The organism is Streptomyces sp. NPDC001858 (genome assembly GCF_053594615.1).
The window spans coordinates 296,436-316,167 of the sequence record NZ_JBSFEV010000005.1; the positions used below are offsets into that span (position 1 = coordinate 296,436).

The 19,732-nt window shown below is 69.2% G+C and carries 15 protein-coding genes and 1 riboswitch; of the genes, 9 read left to right on the forward strand and 6 right to left on the reverse strand.

Going from position 1 to position 19,732, the window contains the following annotated elements:
• Positions 1–85: 85 nt before the first annotated feature.
• The 4 genes from ACWCPF_RS10000 (at position 86) to ACWCPF_RS10015 (ending at position 4,639) form a co-directional block, all read left to right on the forward strand.
• A complete protein-coding gene (locus tag ACWCPF_RS10000) occupies positions 86–1,066 on the forward strand; it encodes a tetratricopeptide repeat protein (protein ID WP_351903208.1) in 981 nt (326 codons plus the stop codon).
• Positions 1,067–1,216: 150 nt separating this feature from the next.
• Positions 1,217–1,867, forward strand: a complete 651-nt coding sequence (def, locus tag ACWCPF_RS10005; protein WP_451044486.1) for a peptide deformylase — start codon at positions 1,217–1,219, stop codon at positions 1,865–1,867.
• 307 nt (positions 1,868–2,174) lie between these two features.
• On the forward strand, positions 2,175–3,272 hold the full coding sequence (gene cyc1, locus ACWCPF_RS10010) for an epi-isozizaene synthase (protein WP_451044487.1): 1,098 nt from the start codon (positions 2,175–2,177) through the stop codon (positions 3,270–3,272).
• The gene (locus ACWCPF_RS10015; RefSeq protein ID WP_451044488.1) at positions 3,269–4,639 is read left to right on the forward strand and encodes a bifunctional albaflavenone monooxygenase/terpene synthase; all 1,371 of its coding nucleotides are present in this window, start codon (positions 3,269–3,271) and stop codon (positions 4,637–4,639) included. Before cyc1 ends, ACWCPF_RS10015 begins: the two co-directional genes overlap by 4 nt.
• 21 nt (positions 4,640–4,660) lie before the next feature.
• On the opposite strand, the gene ACWCPF_RS10020 is transcribed toward ACWCPF_RS10015, so the two are convergent.
• On the reverse strand, positions 4,661–5,629 hold the full coding sequence (locus tag ACWCPF_RS10020; RefSeq protein ID WP_451044489.1) for a helix-turn-helix domain-containing protein: 969 nt from the start codon (positions 5,627–5,629) through the stop codon (positions 4,661–4,663).
• 93 nt (positions 5,630–5,722) lie between these two features.
• Between ACWCPF_RS10020 and ACWCPF_RS10025 the strand changes: the two genes are divergently transcribed.
• A complete protein-coding gene (locus ACWCPF_RS10025) occupies positions 5,723–5,965 on the forward strand; it encodes a hypothetical protein (protein WP_451044490.1) in 243 nt (80 codons plus the stop codon).
• Here ACWCPF_RS10025 and ACWCPF_RS10030 read toward each other — a convergent pair.
• Complete coding sequence (locus ACWCPF_RS10030) at positions 5,878–6,903, reverse strand: ribonucleotide-diphosphate reductase subunit beta (RefSeq protein WP_451044491.1); 1,026 nt, start codon at positions 6,901–6,903, stop codon at positions 5,878–5,880. The two genes, ACWCPF_RS10025 and ACWCPF_RS10030, sit on opposite strands and share 88 nt — an antisense overlap.
• Entirely contained in the window at positions 6,903–9,272 is a 2,370-nt protein-coding gene (locus ACWCPF_RS10035; RefSeq protein ID WP_451044492.1) for a ribonucleoside-diphosphate reductase subunit alpha, read from the reverse strand. The genes ACWCPF_RS10030 and ACWCPF_RS10035 overlap by 1 nt, the downstream gene beginning before the upstream one ends.
• A 122-nt stretch (positions 9,273–9,394) precedes the next feature.
• A riboswitch (cobalamin riboswitch) is annotated at positions 9,395–9,530 on the reverse strand.
• Between the two features lie 265 nt (positions 9,531–9,795).
• Here ACWCPF_RS10035 and ACWCPF_RS10040 point away from each other — a divergent pair.
• Complete coding sequence (locus ACWCPF_RS10040; protein WP_451044493.1) at positions 9,796–13,395, forward strand: NACHT domain-containing protein; 3,600 nt, start codon at positions 9,796–9,798, stop codon at positions 13,393–13,395.
• A gap of 47 nt (positions 13,396–13,442) precedes the next feature.
• Here ACWCPF_RS10040 and mctP read toward each other — a convergent pair whose 3' ends face one another.
• The 3 genes from mctP to ACWCPF_RS10055 all read right to left on the reverse strand — a co-directional run bounded on the left by mctP (position 13,443) and on the right by ACWCPF_RS10055 (position 16,211).
• Complete coding sequence (gene mctP / locus ACWCPF_RS10045; RefSeq protein WP_451044494.1) at positions 13,443–15,062, reverse strand: monocarboxylate uptake permease MctP; 1,620 nt, start codon at positions 15,060–15,062, stop codon at positions 13,443–13,445.
• On the reverse strand, positions 15,059–15,325 hold the full coding sequence (locus ACWCPF_RS10050; protein ID WP_451044495.1) for a DUF3311 domain-containing protein: 267 nt from the start codon (positions 15,323–15,325) through the stop codon (positions 15,059–15,061). Before ACWCPF_RS10050 ends, mctP begins: the two co-directional genes overlap by 4 nt.
• Positions 15,326–15,446: 121 nt before the next feature.
• Positions 15,447–16,211: a GntR family transcriptional regulator gene (locus ACWCPF_RS10055; RefSeq protein ID WP_451044496.1), complete on the reverse strand. Its 765-nt coding sequence runs from the start codon at positions 16,209–16,211 to the stop codon at positions 15,447–15,449.
• Between the two features lie 341 nt (positions 16,212–16,552).
• Here ACWCPF_RS10055 and ACWCPF_RS10060 point away from each other — a divergent pair, with 341 nt between their 5' ends.
• The 3 genes from ACWCPF_RS10060 (at position 16,553) to ACWCPF_RS10070 (ending at position 19,727) form a co-directional block, all read left to right on the forward strand.
• Positions 16,553–17,833: an extracellular solute-binding protein gene (locus tag ACWCPF_RS10060; RefSeq protein WP_451044497.1), complete on the forward strand. Its 1,281-nt coding sequence runs from the start codon at positions 16,553–16,555 to the stop codon at positions 17,831–17,833.
• Positions 17,834–17,907: 74 nt separating this feature from the next.
• Entirely contained in the window at positions 17,908–18,891 is a 984-nt protein-coding gene (locus tag ACWCPF_RS10065) for a carbohydrate ABC transporter permease (RefSeq protein ID WP_451044498.1), read from the forward strand.
• On the forward strand, positions 18,888–19,727 hold the full coding sequence (locus ACWCPF_RS10070; RefSeq protein WP_451044499.1) for a carbohydrate ABC transporter permease: 840 nt from the start codon (positions 18,888–18,890) through the stop codon (positions 19,725–19,727). The genes ACWCPF_RS10065 and ACWCPF_RS10070 overlap by 4 nt, the downstream gene beginning before the upstream one ends.
• Positions 19,728–19,732 lie beyond the last annotated feature (5 nt).

Sequence of the window (19,732 nt, forward strand, 5' to 3'; positions counted from 1 at the left end):
CTCCGGCGTCACGTGGTTGGATGCGAGGGAGAGAGTGTCCGGGGGCACTGGCCAGCCCACAGAACGGAACTGGCAGGCGGGAATCGTGAGGATCTTCGGCAAGGGACGGCACCGGCCCTCCGCCTCCTGGCGGCAGGCCACCGACCGCGCGTTCACGCTGATCGGCGACGGGCGGTACGAGGACGCGGGCGCGCTGCTGACACGTGCCGCCGACCTGGAACCCTGGCTGTCCGAGTCCTGGTTCAACCTGGCCCTGCTGCACAAGTTCCGGCACGACTGGGAGCAGGCCCGCACGGCCGGCCTGCGCGCGGTCGCCCTGCTCGACCGCGAGGCCGGGGCCCCCGACTGGTGGAACGTCGGCATCGCCGCCACCGCCCTCCAGGACTGGCCGCTGGCCCGCCGTGCCTGGCAGGCGTACGGGCTGCACGTGCCGGGCCATGCCACCGGCGCGGGCGAGCCCGTCGGCATGGAGCTGGGCAGCGCGGCCGTCCGGCTGTCGCCCGAGGGCGAGGCCGAGGTGGTGTGGGGGCGGCGGCTGGACCCCGCCCGGATGGAGGTGCTGTCGATCCCGCTGCCCTCCTCCGGACGGCGCTGGGGCGAGGTCGTGCTGCACGACGGCGTGCCCCACGGCGAGCGGACCACCTCCGTAGGCCACTCCTACCCGGTCTTCGACGAGATCGAGCTGTGGGCGCCGTCCCCGGTGCCGACCTGGGTGGTCCTCCTGGAGGCGGCCACGGAGGCGGACCGGGACGCGCTGGAGCAGCTGGCCGCCGACGCGGGGTTCGCGGCGGAGGACTGGTCCTCCTCGGTGCGGCTGCTGTGCCGGATGTGCTCGGAGTCCCGGATGCCGTCCGACGAGGGCGACGGCGAGCATCTCGATCCGCACGACCACAGCGAGCCCGGGCATCCCGGGCCGCTGGGGCATCGCACGGACGGGCAGCTGTGGGTGCCGGAGCGGGAATGTGGCGTGGCCGCCCCGGCGTCGCTCGTCCGCGGGTTGCTGGACGGGTGGGTCGCGGACAGCCCGGATTCCAGGGACTGGCGCGACCTGGAAGAGGTTTGCTGAGACCATTGCTCGGCTGCGGCCCGGTTGTGGCTGGTCGCGCCCGCGCGGCGGAGCCGCATATAAGACACAGCCCCGCGCCCCTTCAGGGCGCGCCCCCGTACCCTGTATCGAGCATTCACCCCATGTGTTTCCAGGAAGGCATCGTCGGTCATGGCGCAGCAGGACACCGATCAGCAGCACGCGGGCGTGCTCCCCGTGGACGACGAGGGCTTCGTCATCGACACCGAGGAGACGGAGGCGCGCGAGCTGGCCTGGCGTGAGGCCGGCACCTCGCGGCCGATCACCGTGGTCGGGAACCCGGTGCTGCACAAGGAGTGCAGGGACGTCACCGAGTTCGACGACGAGCTGCGGCAGCTGGTCGCGGACATGTTCGCCTCGCAGCACACCGCCGAGGGCGTGGGCCTGGCCGCGAACCAGATCGGCGTCGACCTGAAGGTCTTCGTCTACGACTGCCCCGACGACGAGGGCGCCCGGCACACCGGTGTCGTCTGCAACCCCAAGCTCGTCGAGCTGCCCGCGGACCGGCGCCGGCTGGACGACAGCAACGAGGGCTGTCTGTCGGTGCCCACCGCCTACGCGCCGCTCGCCCGTCCCGACTACGCCGAGGTGACCGGGCAGGACGAGCGGGGCAACCCGATCAAGGTGCGCGGGACCGGCTACTTCGCTCGGTGTTTGCAGCACGAGACCGATCACCTGTACGGGTACCTGTACATCGACAGGCTGTCCAAGCGCGAACGCAAGGACGCCCTGCGGCAGATGGCCGAGAACGAGCCCCGCTACCCCGTGGTCGCCAACGACTGAGCCCACCCGCAGCCCACCCGCACGAACGACGACGCCCGGCCGGGAAGCCCCCCGGCCGGGCGTCGTTCGTGTGTCCGACGGACGTTCGATCGCTTACGCACATCAACCGCACATCTACTGCACATCTGCTGATCCGTAATCAGTCAGGCCGGGGTGGATTCTCGGCATGTTGGGGTAGTGAATGAGGCAAATCCGTTCCCAGAACGGTCAGTTGTAGTGCTGAATAGGAAGTGCGGGGATACGCAACGGCGCACGCCCGGCACAGCGGGAGGGGTGTGTGCCCACTGGCGGCTGAGAGGGGTTGTTCGTGCCAGCTTTGCCATGCAGCACCACATACAGCACCACAGCGACGGTGGCCGCGCCCGCGGTTCCTCCTTCGCTCTCTCTTCCGGTCATCGAGGCGGCGTTTCCCCGGCAACTGCATCCGTATTGGCCTCGGTTGCAGGAGAACACGCGCTCCTGGCTGCTGAAAAAGCGGTTGATGCCGGCGGACAAGGTCGCAGAATATGCCGACGGTCTTTGCTATACGGACCTGATGGCGGGCTACTACCTCGGCGCACCCGACGAGGTGATGCAGGCCATCGCCGACTTCAGCGCGTGGTTCTTCGTCTGGGACGACCGGCACGACCGTGACGTCGTGCACGCCCGGTCGGCCTCCTGGCGGCAACTGCGGTTCCGCTTACACGCGGCCCTGGAGGCACCGGCCCTGCATCTGCGGCACCCGGATCCGCTGGTCGCCGGACTCGCCGACAGCGTGGGCCGGCTCTTCGCGTTCCTCCCCGGCACCTGGAACGCACGGTTCGCCCGGCACTTCCACACCGTGATCGAGGCGTACGACCGGGAATTCCGCAACCGTGTCGAAGGACGCATTCCCGGCGTCGAGGAATACCTCGCACTGCGCCGGCTGACCTTCGCCCACTGGATATGGACCGACCTGCTCGAACCGAGCGCGGGCTGTGAACTCCCGGACCCGGTACGGAAACACCCCGCCTTTCGGCGCGCGGCCCTGCTCAGTCAGGAATTCGCCGCCTGGTACAACGACCTCTGCTCGCTCCCCAAGGAATTGGCGGGCGATGAGGTGCACAATCTCGGAATCAGTCTCATCACCCATCAGGGACTGACTCTGGAAGAAGCGGTCGAGGAAATGCGGCGCCGCGTCGAGGAATGCATATCCGAGTTCCTCGCCGTCGAGAAGGACGTCCTGCTGCTTGCCGACCGGCTCACTGACGGGACCGTCCGCGGAAGGGAACTCGGCGCCGCGGTGCGGGCCTGCCTCGGCAATATGCGGAACTGGTTCAGTTCCGTCTACTGGTTCCACCACGAGTCCGGCCGATACATGGTCGACAGCTGGGACGACCGGTCCACGCCCCCGTACGTCAACAACGAAGCGGCAGGTGAGAAATGACCGTCGAGTCGGTGAAGCCCGCGACCCCCGAGACATCCGAACCGGGTGAGCCGCCGGTGGCCGGTGGCGGGGTTCCGCTGCTCGGACACGGCTGGAAGCTGGCCCGCGATCCGCTGGCCTTCATGGCCCGGCTGCGCGACCACGGCGACATCGTGCGTCTGCGGCTCGGCCCCAAGACGGTGTACGCCGTCACCGCGCCGGAGCTCGTCGGGGCCCTCGCGCTCAACCCGGACTACATCATCTCCGGACCCCTGTGGGAGACCCTGGAGGACCTGCTCGGCAAGGAGGGCGTGGCCACGGCCAACGGCCCGCTGCACCGCCGTCAGCGACGCACGATCCAGCCCGCGTTCCGGCTCGACGCCCTCCCCGGCTACGGGCCGGTCATGGAGGAGGAGGCGCATGCGCTCGTGGAGCGCTGGCAGCGCGGCGAGATCCTCGACGTCACCGCCGAGTCCTTCCGGGTGTCCGTGCGCATCTCCGCCCGCTGTCTGATGCGCGGCAGCTATATGGACGCCCGGTCCGAGCGCATCACCTCCGCGCTCGCCACCCTGTTCGCCGGTATGTACCAGCGCATGGTGGTACCCCTCGGACCGCTTTATCGGGTACCGATTCCGGCCAACCGCGTATTCAACCGCGCACTGGCCGATCTGCATCGGCTGGTGGACGAGATCATCGCCGAGCGCCGCGCGTCCGGTCAAAAACCGGACGATTTGCTGACGGCTTTGCTGGAGGCGAAGGACGAGAATGGCGACCCCATCGGGGAACAGGAGATCCACGACCAGGTCATCGCGATACTGACCCCGGGCAGCGAAACCGCCGGCTCCGTGGTCATGTCGCTGCTGCACGTCCTCACCGAGCATCCCGACCAGGTGGACAAGATCCGGGCGGAGGTGAAAAGCGTCGTCGGTGACCGGCCGGTCGCATTCGGCGACGTCCGAAAGCTGCGGCACACCGCCAATGTCGTGGTCGAGACCATGCGGCTGTATCCCGCCGTATGGATATTGACCCGGCGCGCGGTGACCGACACCGAGCTCGGCGGATACCGCATTCCCGCCGGCGCCGACATCGTCTACAGCCCCTACGCGGTGCAGCGCGATCCGCGGTCGTACGAGCGGCACACGGAGTTCGATCCCGACCGCTGGCTGCCCGGCGGCTCCCCGGAGGTGCCGAAATACGCCATGACGCCGTTCGGCGTCGGCAACCGCAAGTGCCCGAGCGACCACTTCTCGATGGCCGAGCTGACGCTGATCGCCGCCGTGGTGGCGTCCGCGTTCCGCTTCGAGTCCGCGCCCGGCTCCGACGCGCGGACGCACGTCGGCATCACGCTGCGACCGCGCAAGCTGCTGCTGCGGGCGATACCCGGGTGAGGACGGGGTGAGAGCCGCGGCTCAGGCGACCGCCTGCGGGCCGCGGAACGTGCGCCGGTAGGCGTTGGGGGTCGTCCCCAACGCCTGCACGAACTGGTGGCGCAGGGCTCCCGCGGTGCCGAAGCCGGCCCGCCAGGCGATCGCGTCCACCGTCTCGTCCGTGGCCTCCAGCAGGTGCTGTGCCAGCAGCACCCGCTGGCGCAGCAGCCACCGGTAGGGGGTGGTGCCCGTCTCCTGCTGGAAGCGGCGGGCGAAGGTGCGCGGGGACATATGGGCGCGCTCGGCGAGCTGCTCGACCGTGACCTCCTGGTCGAGATGCGCCTCCATCCACACCAGCACCCCGCCGACCGTGTCGCACGCCGACCGGGGCAGCGGCCGGTCGACGTACTGCGCCTGTCCGCCGTCCCGATGCGGCGGGACGACCATCCGCCGCGCGATGCCGTTGGCCACCTCGGGCCCCTGCTCCTTGCGCACGAGGTGCAGACAGGCGTCGATCCCGGCGGCCGTGCCGGCGGAGGTGATCACCGGGTCCTCGTCGACGTAGAGGACGTCCGGCTCGACGGTCGTGCGCGGATAGCGGCGGGCCAGCAGCTCCGCGTGCCGCCAGTGCACCGCGCAGCGCCGCCCGTCGAGCAGTCCCGCCGCGCCCAGCACGAAGACGCCCGAGCAGACGCTGAGCACCCGGGCGCCCCGGTCGACGCCCCGGCGCAGCGCGGCGAGCAGCTCGGGCGGAAACTCCCGCGCGACCATCGCGTCCGAGGCCGGCACGGCGATCAGGTCGGCCTCCTCCAGCCGGTCGAGGCCGTACGGCGTGGAGACGGTGAGTCCGCCGACATGGGTGCCCAGCACCGGGCCTTCCGCCGACACGACGGCGAAGTCGTAGGCCGGCAGCCCCTCGTCGCTGCGGTCGAGGCCGAACACCTCGCACAGGACGCCGAGCTCGAAGGGATGCACACCGTCGAGGAGGACCGCGGCCACGTTCGTCAGCATGGTGCCAGTGTGCCACCGATGTGGCAGGAATTTGAAGGTGTACGGCAGTCCTGCCACTCCCGGTCAGGAGTCTCGCGCAGGACAGTGGTGTCCATGAACACGAACCAGATCGAAGGCCTCATCGGAATGCTCACGGTCCTCGGGATCCTCGTCCTCCTGGTCCTCCCGTCCGCGGTCGGCATCGTGCGCGACCGGCGCGCCGACCGGCAGATCAGGGAGGCCCAGGAGGCCCGAGGGGAGAGGGCGGGTCAGAAGTCCTCGTCCAGGTCGACGGTGCCCTCCACCGCGACCTGGTACGCCGACGGACGGCGCTCGAAGAAGTTGGTCAGCTCCTGAACGCCCTGCAGCTCCATGAAGGAGAACGGGTTCTCCGAGCCGTACACCGGAGCGAAGCCCAGCCGCGCCAGCCGCTGGTCGGCGACGCACTCCAGGTACTGCCGCATGGAGTCGGTGTTCATCCCCGGGAGGCCGTCGCCGCACAGGTCACGGGCGAACTGCAGCTCGGCCTCGACGGCCTCCCGCAGCATGTCGGTGACCTCCTGCTGGAGCTGGTCGTCGAACAGCTCCGGCTCCTCCTTGCGGACCGTGTCGACGACCTCGAAGGCGAAGCTCATGTGCATCGTCTCGTCGCGGAACACCCAGTTGGTGCCGGTCGCCAGGCCGTGCAGCAGACCCCGGCTGCGGAACCAGTAGACGTACGCGAAGGCCCCGTAGAAGAACAGGCCCTCGATGCACGCGGCGAAGCAGATCAGGTTGAGCAGGAAGCGGCGCCGGTCGGCCTGGGTCTGCAGGCTGTCCAGCTTCTCGACCTCGTTGATCCACTTGAAGCAGAATTCTGCCTTCTCGCGGATGGAGGGGATGTTCTCCACCGCGTCGAAGGCGGCCGCCCGGTCCTGCGGATCGGGGAGGTAGGTGTCCAGCAGCGTCAGATAGAACTGGACGTGCACGGCCTCCTCGAACAGCTGCCGCGACAGATACAGGCGCGCCTCGGGCGAGTTGATGTGCTTGTACAGCGTCAGCACCAGGTTGTTCGCCACGATCGAGTCGCCCGTCGCGAAGAACGCGACCAGCCGGCCGATCATGTGCTGCTCGCCCTCGGACAGCTTCGCCAGGTCGGAGACGTCCGAGTGGAGGTCGACCTCCTCGACGGTCCAGGTGTTCTTGATGGCGTCCCGGTAGCGCTCGTAGAAGTCCGGGTAGCGCATCGGACGCAGCGTCAGTTCGAAGCCCGGGTCGAGCAGGTTCTTCTCGGTCTTTTCGGGGGCGGTGGACATTACTGGCAGGCCTCGCAGGACTCGGGGTTCTCAAGAGAGCAGGCGACCGCGTCTTCAGGGGTCGCCTGTACGGGGATCGGGGCTTGCGCCTGGGCGGCGCGGGCGATCCGGGTCGCCGGGCGCGAACGCAGGTAGTACGTCGTCTTCAGACCCGACTTCCACGCGTACGCGTACATCGAGGAGAGCTTGCCGATGGTCGGCGTCTCCAGGAACAGGTTCAGCGACTGCGCCTGGTCCAGGTACGGGGTACGGGCGGCGGCCATGTCGATCAGGCCGCGCTGCGGGATCTCCCACGCCGTGCGGTACAGGGCGCGCACCTCGGCCGGGATCCACGCGAACTCCTGCACCGAGCCGTTGGACTCGCGCAGCGCCTCACGGGTGCGGGCGTCCCAGACGCCGAGCTCCTTCAGCTCGTTCACCAGGTAGGAGTTGACCTGGAGGAACTCGCCGGACAGCGTCTCGCGCTTGAACAGGTTGGACACCTGCGGCTCGATGCACTCGTACACGCCCGCGATGGACGCGATGGTGGCGGTCGGCGCGATGGCGAGCAGCAGCGAGTTGCGCAGGCCCGTCGCCGCGATCCGCGACCGCAGCGCCGCCCAGCGCTCCGGCCAGGTGAACTCGACGCCGTAGTGGTCGGGGTGCAGCACACCGCGCGCGGTGCGGGTCTTGTCCCAGGCGGGCAGCGGGCCGCTGCGCTCGGCCAGGTCGGCGGAGGCCTCGTACGCGGCGAGCATGATGCGTTCGGCGATCCGCGTGGACAGGGCCTGGGCCTCGGCGGAGTCGAACGGCAGCCGCAGCTTGAAGAAGACGTCCTGGAGGCCCATCGCGCCCAGCCCGACCGGCCGCCAGCGGGCGTTGGAGCGGCCCGCCTGCTCGGTCGGGTAGAAGTTGATGTCGACGACCCGGTCGAGGAAGGTGACGGCGGTGCGGACGGCCGCGTCCAGCCGCTCCCAGTCGATGCCGTCCCCGCCCGCGGCCGACGGGTCGACGAACGCGCCGAGGTTCACCGAACCCAGGTTGCACACGGCCGTCTCGCCGTCGTCGGTGACCTCCAGGATCTCCGTGCACAGGTTCGAGGAGTGCACGACGTGACCCGGTTCGGCCGTCTGGTTGGCGGTGCGGTTGGCGGCGTCCTTGAAGGTCATCCAGCCGTTGCCGGTCTGCGCGAGGGTGCGCATCATGCGGCCGTACAGGTCCCGCGCCGGGATGGTCTTCTTCGCGAGGCCCGCCTCCTCGGCCTTGCGGTAGGCCGCGTCGAACTCCGCGCCCCACAGGTCGACCAGCTCGGGCACGTCGGCCGGGGAGAACAGCGACCACTGCCCGTCGGCGTTGACCCGTCGCATGAACTCGTCCGGGATCCAGTGCGCGAGGTTCAGGTTGTGCGTACGGCGGGCGTCCTCACCGGTGTTGTCCCGCAGCTCCAGGAACTCCTCGATGTCGGAGTGCCAGGTCTCCAGGTAGACCGCGGCCGCGCCCTTGCGCCGGCCGCCCTGGTTCACGGCGGCGACCGAGGCGTCCAGGGTCTTCAGGAACGGCACGATGCCGTTGGAGTGCCCGTTGGTGCCCCGGATCAGCGAACCGCGGCTGCGGATGCGGGAGTACGACAGCCCGATGCCGCCGGCGTGCTTCGACAGCCGGGCGACCTGGTGGTAGCGGTCGTAGATGGAGTCCAGCTCGTCCAGCGGGGAGTCGAGGAGGTAGCAGGACGACATCTGGGGGTGCCGGGTGCCGGAGTTGAAGAGCGTGGGGGAGGACGGGAGGTAGTCCAGCCGGCTCATCAGCCCGTACAGCGCGGCGACCTCGTCCAGCGCCCGCGCGCTGTCGTCCTCGGCCAGGCCGGAGGCGACGCGCAGCAGGAAGTGCTGGGGCGTCTCGACGACCTTGCGGGTGATCGGGTGCCGCAGCAGGTAGCGGCTGTGCAGGGTGCGCAGCCCGAAGTAGCCGAAGCGGTCGTCGGCGGCCGTGTCGATCAGCGCGTCGAGGCGGGCCGCGTGGACGCGCACGAACTCGGCGGTGCGGTCCGCGATCAGACCCTCGCGATGGCCGACGGCGACCGAGGCGGTGAACGACGTGACGCCCTGGGAGGCTGCCTCCGCGGCGATGCTGATGGTCAGCAGCCGGGCGGCCAGCTTCGAGTAGGCCGGGTCCTCGGAGATCAGACCGGCGGCCGCCTCCGTCGCCAGCTCGCGCAGCTCCGCCTCGTCGGCCCGCGAGGACCGGCCGCGCAGGGCGGCGGCGGCGACCCGGCCGGGGGCGGCGTCGGGAAGGTCGGCGGTCAGCTCGGTCAGGGTCCGCAGCAACGCGTTCCCGGGACCGTCGGTCTCCAGCTCGAAGACTGAAACCGGGTCGGCTGGCGCGATGGTCACGTGAGGCTCTCCCTCGCTCGGCAGGGGGCCTGGCGGAGGGCGGGGCAGCACACGAGCGCACGGGGCGTCGCGCCCACCGGCCCACTCCGCGAGGCCCGGACGTCAGGGCACCCGGACCGGGACGGCCGGGCGCGCTGTCGGCAGGACCTCGGACTGAACAGGCGTGCACATATGGGTGGACATGCACGCGTGTACACCGTTGCGGGACAGTTCCGGATTCGCACCGGATTCCCCTGCGACGACAGCGAGCATGAGCATACATCTTGTGCCTGCCTGTCGCGTCACCCCCAGATGTTGTGTCGCGCTGATTTCAGAGCGTCAACTCGTAGGTGAGGAGAGTGATGTCGTCAGGTGCGGCACGGGATTCCGGTCCCGCTCTGGTGTGCGGACGAAACCGAGACGTTCGTAGCCGACGGCCGGGGACGGCCGGGTTGCGGGTCGTCCCCGGAGTGTTTCCATGGAAAGTAGGTGCCGACACCGCACAGTCCCCCGTCCCGAGAACCCTCTCGGAGGGAGCAGACTCATGACGAGTGTCGTCCGCCGCCCGCCCGGGAAGACCCGTCTGCCCAACGCGCCGATGGCCACACTGGAACTCAGACGCTGGGGCAAACGGATCCGCGGCGCCCTCGTCGGCCGCTGGCACACCCACACCATCCGCCGGGAGGCCCGGCGCGGAACCACCCGGCCCAGGAAATGGCGGAGGTGGTTCTCCTACGCCAACGTGACCCGGTTCGTCTGGGTGCTCGCTGTGCTCGCGGTGTTCGCCTGGTGCATAGAAGGTCTGTACATCCTGCTCACGGGGGAGACGACCGGCTTTGAGGAGTGGCGCAAGGGCAACGGCGGCTTCGACGCCCTGCTGCGCTTCATCGGGCCCGTCCTCACCGCCTCGATCGCCGCGGCGTCGTTCCTGTTCTGCTGGTACAGCTGGACCAAGCGACGCTATCTCCTGGACGCCCGTAGAAATCCCGACAAGCTGGTGCTCACCGCAGGCCCGGAGACCGACGAGATCGTGGGCCGCGAGGAGGTCGCCGAGGTCATCGCCCAACGGCTGCGCGACCGCGACACCCGCCGGCCCTATCTGCTCGTCGGAGGCGTCGGCGTCGGCAAGACCGCCGTCCTCGTGCGGCTCACCGAACTGCTGGCCCATCAGCACGCCGTACCCGTGCCGATCCGGCTCCGGGACGCGACGGACGAGGCCACCCTGAACTTCGAGCGCTTGGCCAAGCAGAGGTTCGCCGAGGAGACGCCTCAGGGGACCCTGGCCCGCACCAAGATCGACCGGGTCTGGCAGCAACTGCTCGCCGACGACAAGCCCGTCGTCATCGCCGACGGGCTGGAGGAGGCCCTGCTCGACGAGGGACTCCAGCAGAACCGGGACAACATCATCCGCCGGGCCATCGAACGGGCCCACAAGGAGCGGCTGCCGCTGGTCATCGCCTCCCGGCCGCACAGCCCGCTGGAGAACACCGTCGCCGCCATCGTGGAGTTGGAGCCGCTCAGCGAGGAGGAGGCGCTGTACTTCGTCGAGGCGCGCGCCTCGGACGCCGAGGAACGGTACCTGGACGACCTCGTGGAGCGGGCGGAGGTCACCGAGTCGCCCATCTACCTCCAGATCGTCCGCGATCTGCATCACCACGGCAGGCTGCGCCCCGACGAGCCGGGCCACCTGGACACCTCGGACCGGGACCGGGGCACGCTGCGCCTGCGGCTGCTGGACCGATGGGCCGAGGAGCTGTGCGCGGGCCGGCTGCGGGAGAAGGTCGCGCTGAACCTGCAGGAGCGCCAGGACACCGTGGCGGTGGTCGCCGCGATGGCCTGCGTCGGCCTGCTCCAGGACAAACTGGAGGTCGGCTTCGAGGAGTTGTTGAGCACGGACGTGCACCCTGGTCCGGTGCGGTATGCGGCCGGCCACGCGGAGCACCTGTGGACCAGAGCCCGCGGCTTCGACCGGTACGGCAAGCGCGTCAACGTCTTCTCCGAGTGGCACCGCGAACAGATCTGGAACGCCCTGTGCAGGCTGCTCGGCGAGGAGGAGCGCAAGCGGCTCAGCGAGGGCAGCATGGAACAGTGCCAAGCCGTGCTCGCCCGTCACGCGACCAACGCGCACAAGCTCAAGCTGGTGGAGAGCCTGGGGCGAAAGGTCCGTTTCCCGCACAGCATCATCCAGGCCTATCTGGGATTCCGCGTCCTGGACGAGCTGGGGGAGCGGGTCGCCGGAGAGCTGGTCGACCAGGCGCTGCGACCGCCCGGCCCCAGCCGGGAGCTGCTCATCGCCCTGGTGTTCCTCTCCCGGCGGCGGGCCGCGAAGCTCGCCGACCGGGGCCACGGTGTCCGGACCGAGGTGAAGAAGGAGATCGAGGAGTGGATGCGGCAGGCACCCGTGCACGGCCGCACCCTGACCCACCGGCTCTGCTCGGCGGCCGAACACCGCACCGACGACCCGAAGGTCCTCGACCTCTACGCGGCGGCGCTGGAGGTCGAGAGCGCGGAGGAGTCCCCAGGACACCTGGACGACATCGTGCATGCGGCGCACGCGTCCTGGTCCGGCATCAAGGGGGACCGCCGCAGCCTCGACGACGCGAAACTGGCCTTCGTCAGGCAGCTCGGGGCGACACTGCGGACGGTCTCCGGGCGGCTCGGCAGGTCGACGCTGTACTCGGAGCTCTTCGACATGGCCATCGAGGAGCCCTCCTACGCGATCCGTATGGCCGCCGCCCAGGAGTGCGGCGCCGGAGGCAACGAGGCGTTCACCGTGATCCGCGAGCGTTTCCGCCTCGACAGCGACCCCGTCCGCGAGTACATCGACCAGGTCAACCGCCTCAAGGACGAAAGGAGGCAGAACTACCAGACATGGGCGGCGCAGATGGCGCTGGCGACGTACGGCACCCCCGTGCCGTCCAACCGCCGCCAAGGGCTGCGCCGCCAGCAGCTCACCCTCAAACAGCTCCAGCAGAAACGGCGCGAACTCAACGACGGGTACGAGGAACGGCGGGTGCGGCTGCTCCGTAACTTCATGATGCGGGCCTGGATCCTGCCCATGCTCCTGGGCTCCGTCGACGCCGCCCACCGCGACGAGGCGTCCGAACGCCTCGGCAAGTGGCTGCGCCACCTGGACCCGGTACACACCGGCGGCACCCCCGACATGCCGCTCGCGCTGGAGGCCGCACTGGCCCAGGGGTTCAAGTACGCGGCCAACCGGCGCATCCGCCACCCGCAGTCGGACCCGGGCAGCCGGGCCGGCCTGATCCGCCAGGCGGTGACGCTCCTGGAGCGCTCGCGGTGCTGGTACGCACAACTGAGCCTGCTCCAGGCGCTGTGCCTGTGGGAACTCCCGGACGACAGCGGCCGGCCGGCACACGCCCGCGGCGGCGGGTCGAACCCCGCGTCCCGCACCGTCGGTGGGGCCACCGCCGTGGAGACCGTCCGGCGCTGGCTGTCGATGGCCGGCACGGTCAACCGGCCGCCCGGCCCGCCGGGAGTGAACGGCGACTCGCCGCGGCGCCTGCTCCACCCGTTCGTCGCCGAGGCGGGCGACCTGGTGGCCCTGGCCCTCGAGACCGGGCAGCCCGAGCGCTTCCTGTGGATCGACGAGAAGGGCACCGCCGACAACATCGGCGCCCGCGTCGGCCGTGACGGCGGCTCCCGCAGGCACAACCTGTGGATCCCGCCCTCGGTCGGCTGGAGCACGCTCGACGGGCGCGCCCAGCGCCTGGTCGCCGATGTGCTGGTCATGGTGAACCTCATCGAACGGGACGGCCACCCGGACGAGGTCGAGGAGCGGATGGCCCGCGTGGAGCAGCCCGGCATGCCGCTCCCGCCGTGCATTCGCACCGACCGCGGACCGCTGCACCCCGGGTGGCCGGCCGGCAAGGCCGAGCCGCCCGCCCCGGGCTCCCAGTGCCTGCCCGACTGCAAGTTCCAGCTCTGCCCGTACCCGCCGCGCGGCTCGGTGCCCCGGGACGAGATCCGCGAGCCCTTCTGCCGCCAGCAACAGGCCCTGCTGCCGGGACGGCTGCGGCGGTGCCTCCCCAGACTCCTGCGCCGCAAGACACCGCACTGGGTCAGCATGCGCGTAGGCGAGCTGGACGACTTCTGGGACGCGATGGCCAGGCGCACCCGCTGAACAGCGCGGAACACGCCTGGCCGTCGGAGAGGCCCGGCCGGTGCGGACTAGTGCGTCGCCGCCGGCAGCTCCTTCTGGACGCCCGGGTCGCCGGCGTCCGCCGTGTAGTCCTCCGGCCTGGTCTCGTCGACGCCTTCCGGGGTCTTGAGCGCCTTCAGGACGAAGGTCAGGGCCACGGTGACGGCTACGTTCAGGACGAACGCCGTCAGGCCGATGTAGCCGATCTCGCCGATGCCCGGGATCTCCTTCGACGAGCCGCCGAAGTGCTTCTGGGTCGGGGAGGCGACGCCGTAGGCGGCGACCGTGCCGTAGAGCATGCCGACCGCCCAGCCGCCGAGCAGGGCCCAGCGGTGGAACCAGCGGGTGAAGAGGCCGCCGACCAGCGCCGGGAAGGTCTGCAGGATCCAGATGCCGCCCAGCAGCTGGAAGTTGATGGCGACCGTCTTGTCCATGGTGAGGACGAAGACCAGGGCCCCCACCTTCACCAGCAGCGAGACCAGCTTGGAGACCCTGGTCTCCTGCGCGGGCGTCGCGTCCGGCTTGATGAAGTCCTTGTAGATGTTGCGGGTGAAGAGATTCGCGGCCGCGATCGACATGATGGCCGCCGGCACCAGCGCGCCGATGCCGATCGCCGCGAACGCCACGCCCGCGAACCAGGCCGGGAACATGTCCTCGAACAGCTGCGGGATGGCCAGCTGCCCGTTGCTCACCTTGACCCCGGCGGCGATCGCCATGAAGCCGAGCAGCGCCAGCAGGCCCAGCATCAGGGAGTACAGCGGCAGGATCGTGGTGTTGCGGCGGATCACCTCACGGCTGCGGGAGGAGAGCGTCGCCGTGATCGAGTGGGGGTACATGAACAGCGCCAGCGCCGAGCCCAACGCCAGCGTCGCGTACGTCCACTGACCGGGTTCGGCCGGAGTCAGCGCGCCGCGCGGTTTGTCCGTGGCCGGGTTGGTCTGGCTGAACGCCTCGCCGGCCTTGGCGAAGATGTCGTCGAAGCCGCCGAGCTTGATCGGGATGTAGATGATGGCCACCGCGATGACGAGGTAGATCAGCGTGTCCTTCACGAACGCGATCAGTGCGGGAGCCCGCAGACCCGAGGAGTAGGTGTAGGCGGCCAGCACGCCGAACGCGATCAGCAGCGGCAGGTCCTTCACGAACCAGTTGGTGTCCTCGCCGCCGCCGACGCCCATCACGTCGAGCACCGCCTGGATGCCCACGAGCTGCAGCGCGATGTAGGGCATCGTCGCCAGGATGCCGGTGAGGGCGACCGCCAGCGACAGGCCCTTCGAGCCCCAGCGGCCGCGCACGAAGTCGGAGGTCGTCACATAGCCGTGCTTGTGGGAGACCGACCACAGCCGGGGCAGGAACGTGAAGATCAGCGGGTAGACGAGGATGGTGTAGGGCACCGCGAAGAAGCCGGCCGCGCCCGCCGCGTAGATCGCCGCCGGGACGGCGACGAAGGTGTACGCGGTGTAGAGGTCGCCGCCGAGCAGGAACCAGGTGACCCAGGTGCCGAACGACCGGCCGCCCAGGCCCCATTCGTCGAGGCTGTTCTCGTTCTCGGCCTTGCGCCAGCGCGCGGCCAGGAAGCCCATGGCCGTGACGGCCAGGAAGAAGAAGATGAAGACGGCGAGTGCCACGCCGTTCACGCCGCCGTCGTTCACTGCGCCGCACCGCCGCCCTGGGTCTTACGCCCGCGCCGGTCGATCTGCCACAGCTTGTACGCGATCACCGTGAGCGCGGTGGACAGCAGCACCCACAGCATCTGGTACCAGTAGAAGAAGGGGATCCCGATGAACGCCGGATCCACCTTCGCGTACGACCCCACCCACAGCATCGCCACGAACGGCGCGAGCAGACACAGGGCGATGACGACGCGCACAGGCGTCACCACCGGCTCCTTGGGCACTTCCGGGGCATCTGACATCGGCGGCTCCATCCCCTCGCTGATCGCCTTGATCACCGTTGTAATGCGCAGGCAATGTAGGGGACGAATAAGCGCAGCGGAAGACCGCCTCCGTATACGACGGCAGACGACTACAAGATCCTCACTCGGCGGGCCGCTTCAGGCGCGCGACGAACTTGTACCGGTCGCCCCGGTACACCGACCGCACCCACTCCACCGGCCCGCCGTCCTTGTCCAGCGAGTGGCGGGACAGCATCAGCATCGGCAGGCCCACGTCGGTGCCGAGCAGACCGGCCTCGCGCGGGGTGGCCAGGGAGGTCTCTATGGTCTCCTCGGCCTCGGCGAGATGGACGTCGTAGACCTCGGCGAGCGCGGTGTACAGGGACGTGTACCGGGCCAGCGACCTGCGCAGGGCGGGGAAGCGCTTCGCCGACAGATGGGTCGTCTCGATCGCCATCGGCTCGCCGTTGGCCATGCGCAGCCGCTCGATGCGCAGCACGCGCCCGCCCGCCGTGATGTCGAGCAGCTCGGCGAGCCGGTCGTCGGCGGTGATGTAGCCGATGTCCAGCAGCTGAGAAGTCGGTTCCAGTCCCTGGGCTCGCATGTCCTCGGTGTACGAGGTGAGCTGGAGCGCCTGGGAGACCTTCGGCTTGGCGACGAAGGTGCCCTTGCCCTGGATCCGCTCCAGCCGGCCCTCGACGACCAGTTCCTGCAGCGCCTGCCGGACGGTGGTGCGCGAGGTGTCGAACTCGGCCGCCAGCGTGCGCTCGGGCGGGACCGGGGTGCCCGGGGACTGGGTCTCCGTGATGTCCAGCAGGTGCTTCTTGAGGCGGTAGTACTTGGGCACCCGCGCGGTACGGACGGTCGCCCCACCCTCGTTCTCCGCACTGCTGACGTCGGTGCTCATGGCCTGCCTTCCCGGCTTCGGATGGGGTCACATCGTGGCACGGCAGCCTATCGGGAGGTCCGCGCACTTCGTGATCCCTTCTGTATACCGTCGCCGCCCCTTCTGGTCTAGTCCACCAGGGCAAGTGGTCTACCGGACCCATGGCTTCCGCCGGCGATGTTTTCGACGACTTCTTACTTAAAGGTTCCTGCATATGTAGGTCCCATAACGGCTGGTCAAAGCCGTTTCGACCACCCTTGACAGGCGTATTGGTCTCGGCCAAGCTCTGCCCACTGGTCTACACCATTGGTCCAGGTCCCGGCTTGTCGGCGGGAGGTGTGGGCATCCCTGAGGAGGGTGGCGTGAAGCGCAAGCTGATAGCCGCGATCGGTATCGCGGGCATGATGGTGTCCATCGCGGCGTGCGGGGACGACAGCGGCAGCGGTGACTCGAAGGGCTCCGACGCGAAGGAGCTGACCGTCTGGCTGACCGTCGACGCGCAGAACAACTGGCCCGAGCTGGTGAAGGCGGCCGACGCGGCGGTGGTGAAGGCGCACCCCGGCGTCAAGATCACCCACGAGTACTACGGCTGGCCGGACAAGAACGCCAAGCTCGACGCGGTTCTCGCCACCGACAAGGCCCCCGACGTGGTCGAGATGGGCAACACCGAGATGCTCGGCTACATGGTCAAGGGCGCCTTCGCCCCCCTCGACGCCTCGAAGTTCGACAACTCCGCCGCCTGGCTGGACGGCCTCAAGGACTCGGTGACCTACGACGGCAAGACCTACGGCGTGCCGTACTACGCCGGCGGCCGCGTCGCCAACTGGCGCAAGGACGTCTTCGCCGCCGCGGGCGTCAAGTCCACGCCGAAGACCTACGCGGAGCTGACCGCCGCCCTGGACAAGGTCCAGAAGAAGGAGGGCGACAAGTTCTCCGCCTGGTACCAGCCCACCCGCGACTGGTACGCGGCCATGTCCTTCGTCTACGACGCCGGCGGCTCCATCGCCAAGGAGGACGGCGGCCAGTGGAAGGGCACCCTGTCCTCGCCCGAGTCCGTCAAGGGCCTCACCGACTTCAAGAACATCGTCGACACGTACATGCACGGCGACAAGACCAAGGACGAGTCCGACCGCTACATCGTCTACGGCCAGGGCAAGTCCGGCATGATCTTCGCCCCCGCCTGGGAGGGCGCGACCGCCGCGGCCAAGGAGAACGACAAGACCGGCAAGCTCGCCGGCAACGTCGAGAACTTCGTGATGCCCGGCCCGTCCGGCAAGAACCTCCCCGTCTTCCTGGGCGGCTCCGACCTCGCCGTCCCGGTGAAGTCCAAGGCGCAGGACCTCGCCGCCGAGTGGATCAACGCCTTCACCGGGCCCTCCGGCCAGAAGGGCCTGATCGCCAAGGGCAACCTGCCCAACAACAAGACCGACCTCGCGACCCTCAAGAACGACCCGGCGACCGCCGTCCCGGCCACCGCCGCCGAGTCCAACTGGTTCGTCCCGATGGCCCCCGGCTGGGGACAGGTCGAGAAGGCCCAGGTGCTGCAGAACATGCTCCAGAGCATCGGCACCGGCAAGCAGACGGTCGAGGCCGCCGCGAAGGAAGCGGACGCCGCGATCGACAAGGTCATCAACACCAAGTGACCTGACGGCGGGGCCCCGACGCCTTTGGGGCCCTGCCACTCGTACGACCCGAGGGACCGCTGAGGAGCGCGCGGATGAGTGCCGCAGACACGACCACCCCTGCCAAGGCGCCGCCGACGCGGCCGTCACCCCCACCGCCCGCGCCGCCGGGAAGACCACGGGCGAAACGTTCCCCCGCCGGCACTCCCTGGCTGCTCCTGGCCCCCTGTCTGCTGGTCCTCGCCCTGGTCATGGGCTATCCGCTGGTCCGGCTGGTCACCCTCTCCTTCCAGAAGTTCGGGCAGTCCCAGCTCTGGGGCTTCCAGCCGGCCGAGTCGGTCGGGTTCGACAACTTCGCGGGCGTGCTGGGCGACGGCGAGTTCTGGCAGGTCGTCGTCCGCACGATCGTCTTCGCGGCCGGCTGTGTGATCCTCACGATGGTCCTCGGCATGCTGATCGCCCTGCTGCTCCAGCGGGTCTCCGGCTGGGTGAAGACCCTGATCAACATCGCGCTGGTGGCCGGCTGGGGCATGCCCGTCATCGTCGCCACCACCGTCTTCAAATGGCTGTTCGACTCCGACTACGGCATCCTCAACGCCGTCCTGAGCAAGCTCCCCGGCGTGGATCTGATCGGCCACAACTGGTTCGCGAGCGGACCGCAGGGCCTGGCTGTCATCATGCTGCTGGTGATCTGGGGCGCGGTCCCCTTCGTGGTCATCACCCTCAGCGCCGGCCTCACCCAGGTCCCCGCCGAACTGGAGGAGGCCGCCCGCCTCGACGGCGCGGGCTCCTGGGGCGTCTTCCGGTACGTCACCCTGCCCATCCTCAAGCCGATCATCGTGATGCTCACGACCCTGTCGGTCATCTGGGACATGGGCGTGTTCCCGCAGGTCTTCGTGATGCGCAACGGGCATCCGGAGCCCGAGTTCCAGCTCCTGACGACGTACTCCTACGACCGCGCGTTCGTGGTCAACGACTACGGACAGGGCTCCGCGATCGCCCTGATCACCGTGTTGTTGCTGCTCGGGGTGGTCGCCGTCTACATGCGTCAGATGCTCAAGATCGGAGAGGTCGAATGAGCAGCACGGTTTCCGCCCCGCGGCGGTCGAGACTCGGCTGGAACCTCGTCGGCCTGCTGGTCTTCACCGTCGTCGGCTTCCCCGTCTACTGGATGCTCAACACGGCGTTCAAGCCCGCCAAGGACGCCATCGACCCGGACCCGAGCCTGCTGCCGACCGGCTTCACGCTCTCCAACTTCAGCCGCGCGCTGAACATCGCCGACTTCTGGGGCCCGGTGGGCCGCAGCCTGATCGTCTCGCTGGCAGTCGTCGTGATCGGCGTCGTCGTCGGCCTGCTGGCCGCCCTCGCCATCTCCCGGTTCGCCTTCCGCGGCCGCAAGATCGTGATCGTCGGCATCCTGGCCGTCCAGATGGTCCCGCTCGTCGCCATGATCATCCCGGTCTTCCTGCTGCTGAACGACCTGGGCCAGTACGACAAGCTCACCGGCCTGATCATCACGTACCTGACCTTCATCCTCCCCTTCACGGTGTGGACGCTGCGCGGCTTCATCGTCAACATCCCCAAGGAGCTGGAGGAGGCCGCGATGGTCGACGGCTGCTCCCGCACCGGCGCCTTCGTCCGCGTCGTCTTCCCCCTCCTGGCCCCCGGCATGGTCGCCACCTCGGTCTACGGCTTCATCCAGGCCTGGAACGAGTACCTCTACGCCCTGATGCTGCTCAGCCAGAAGAACCAGACCGCGACCGTGTGGCTCGGCAACTTCACCACCAAGCACGGCACCGAGTACGCCCCGATGATGGCCGGCGCCACGATGATGGCGCTGCCGATCGTCGCCCTCTTCCTCCTCGTCCAGCGCAAGATGGCCGCGGGGCTGACCGCGGGCGCCGTGAAGGGATAACGCCC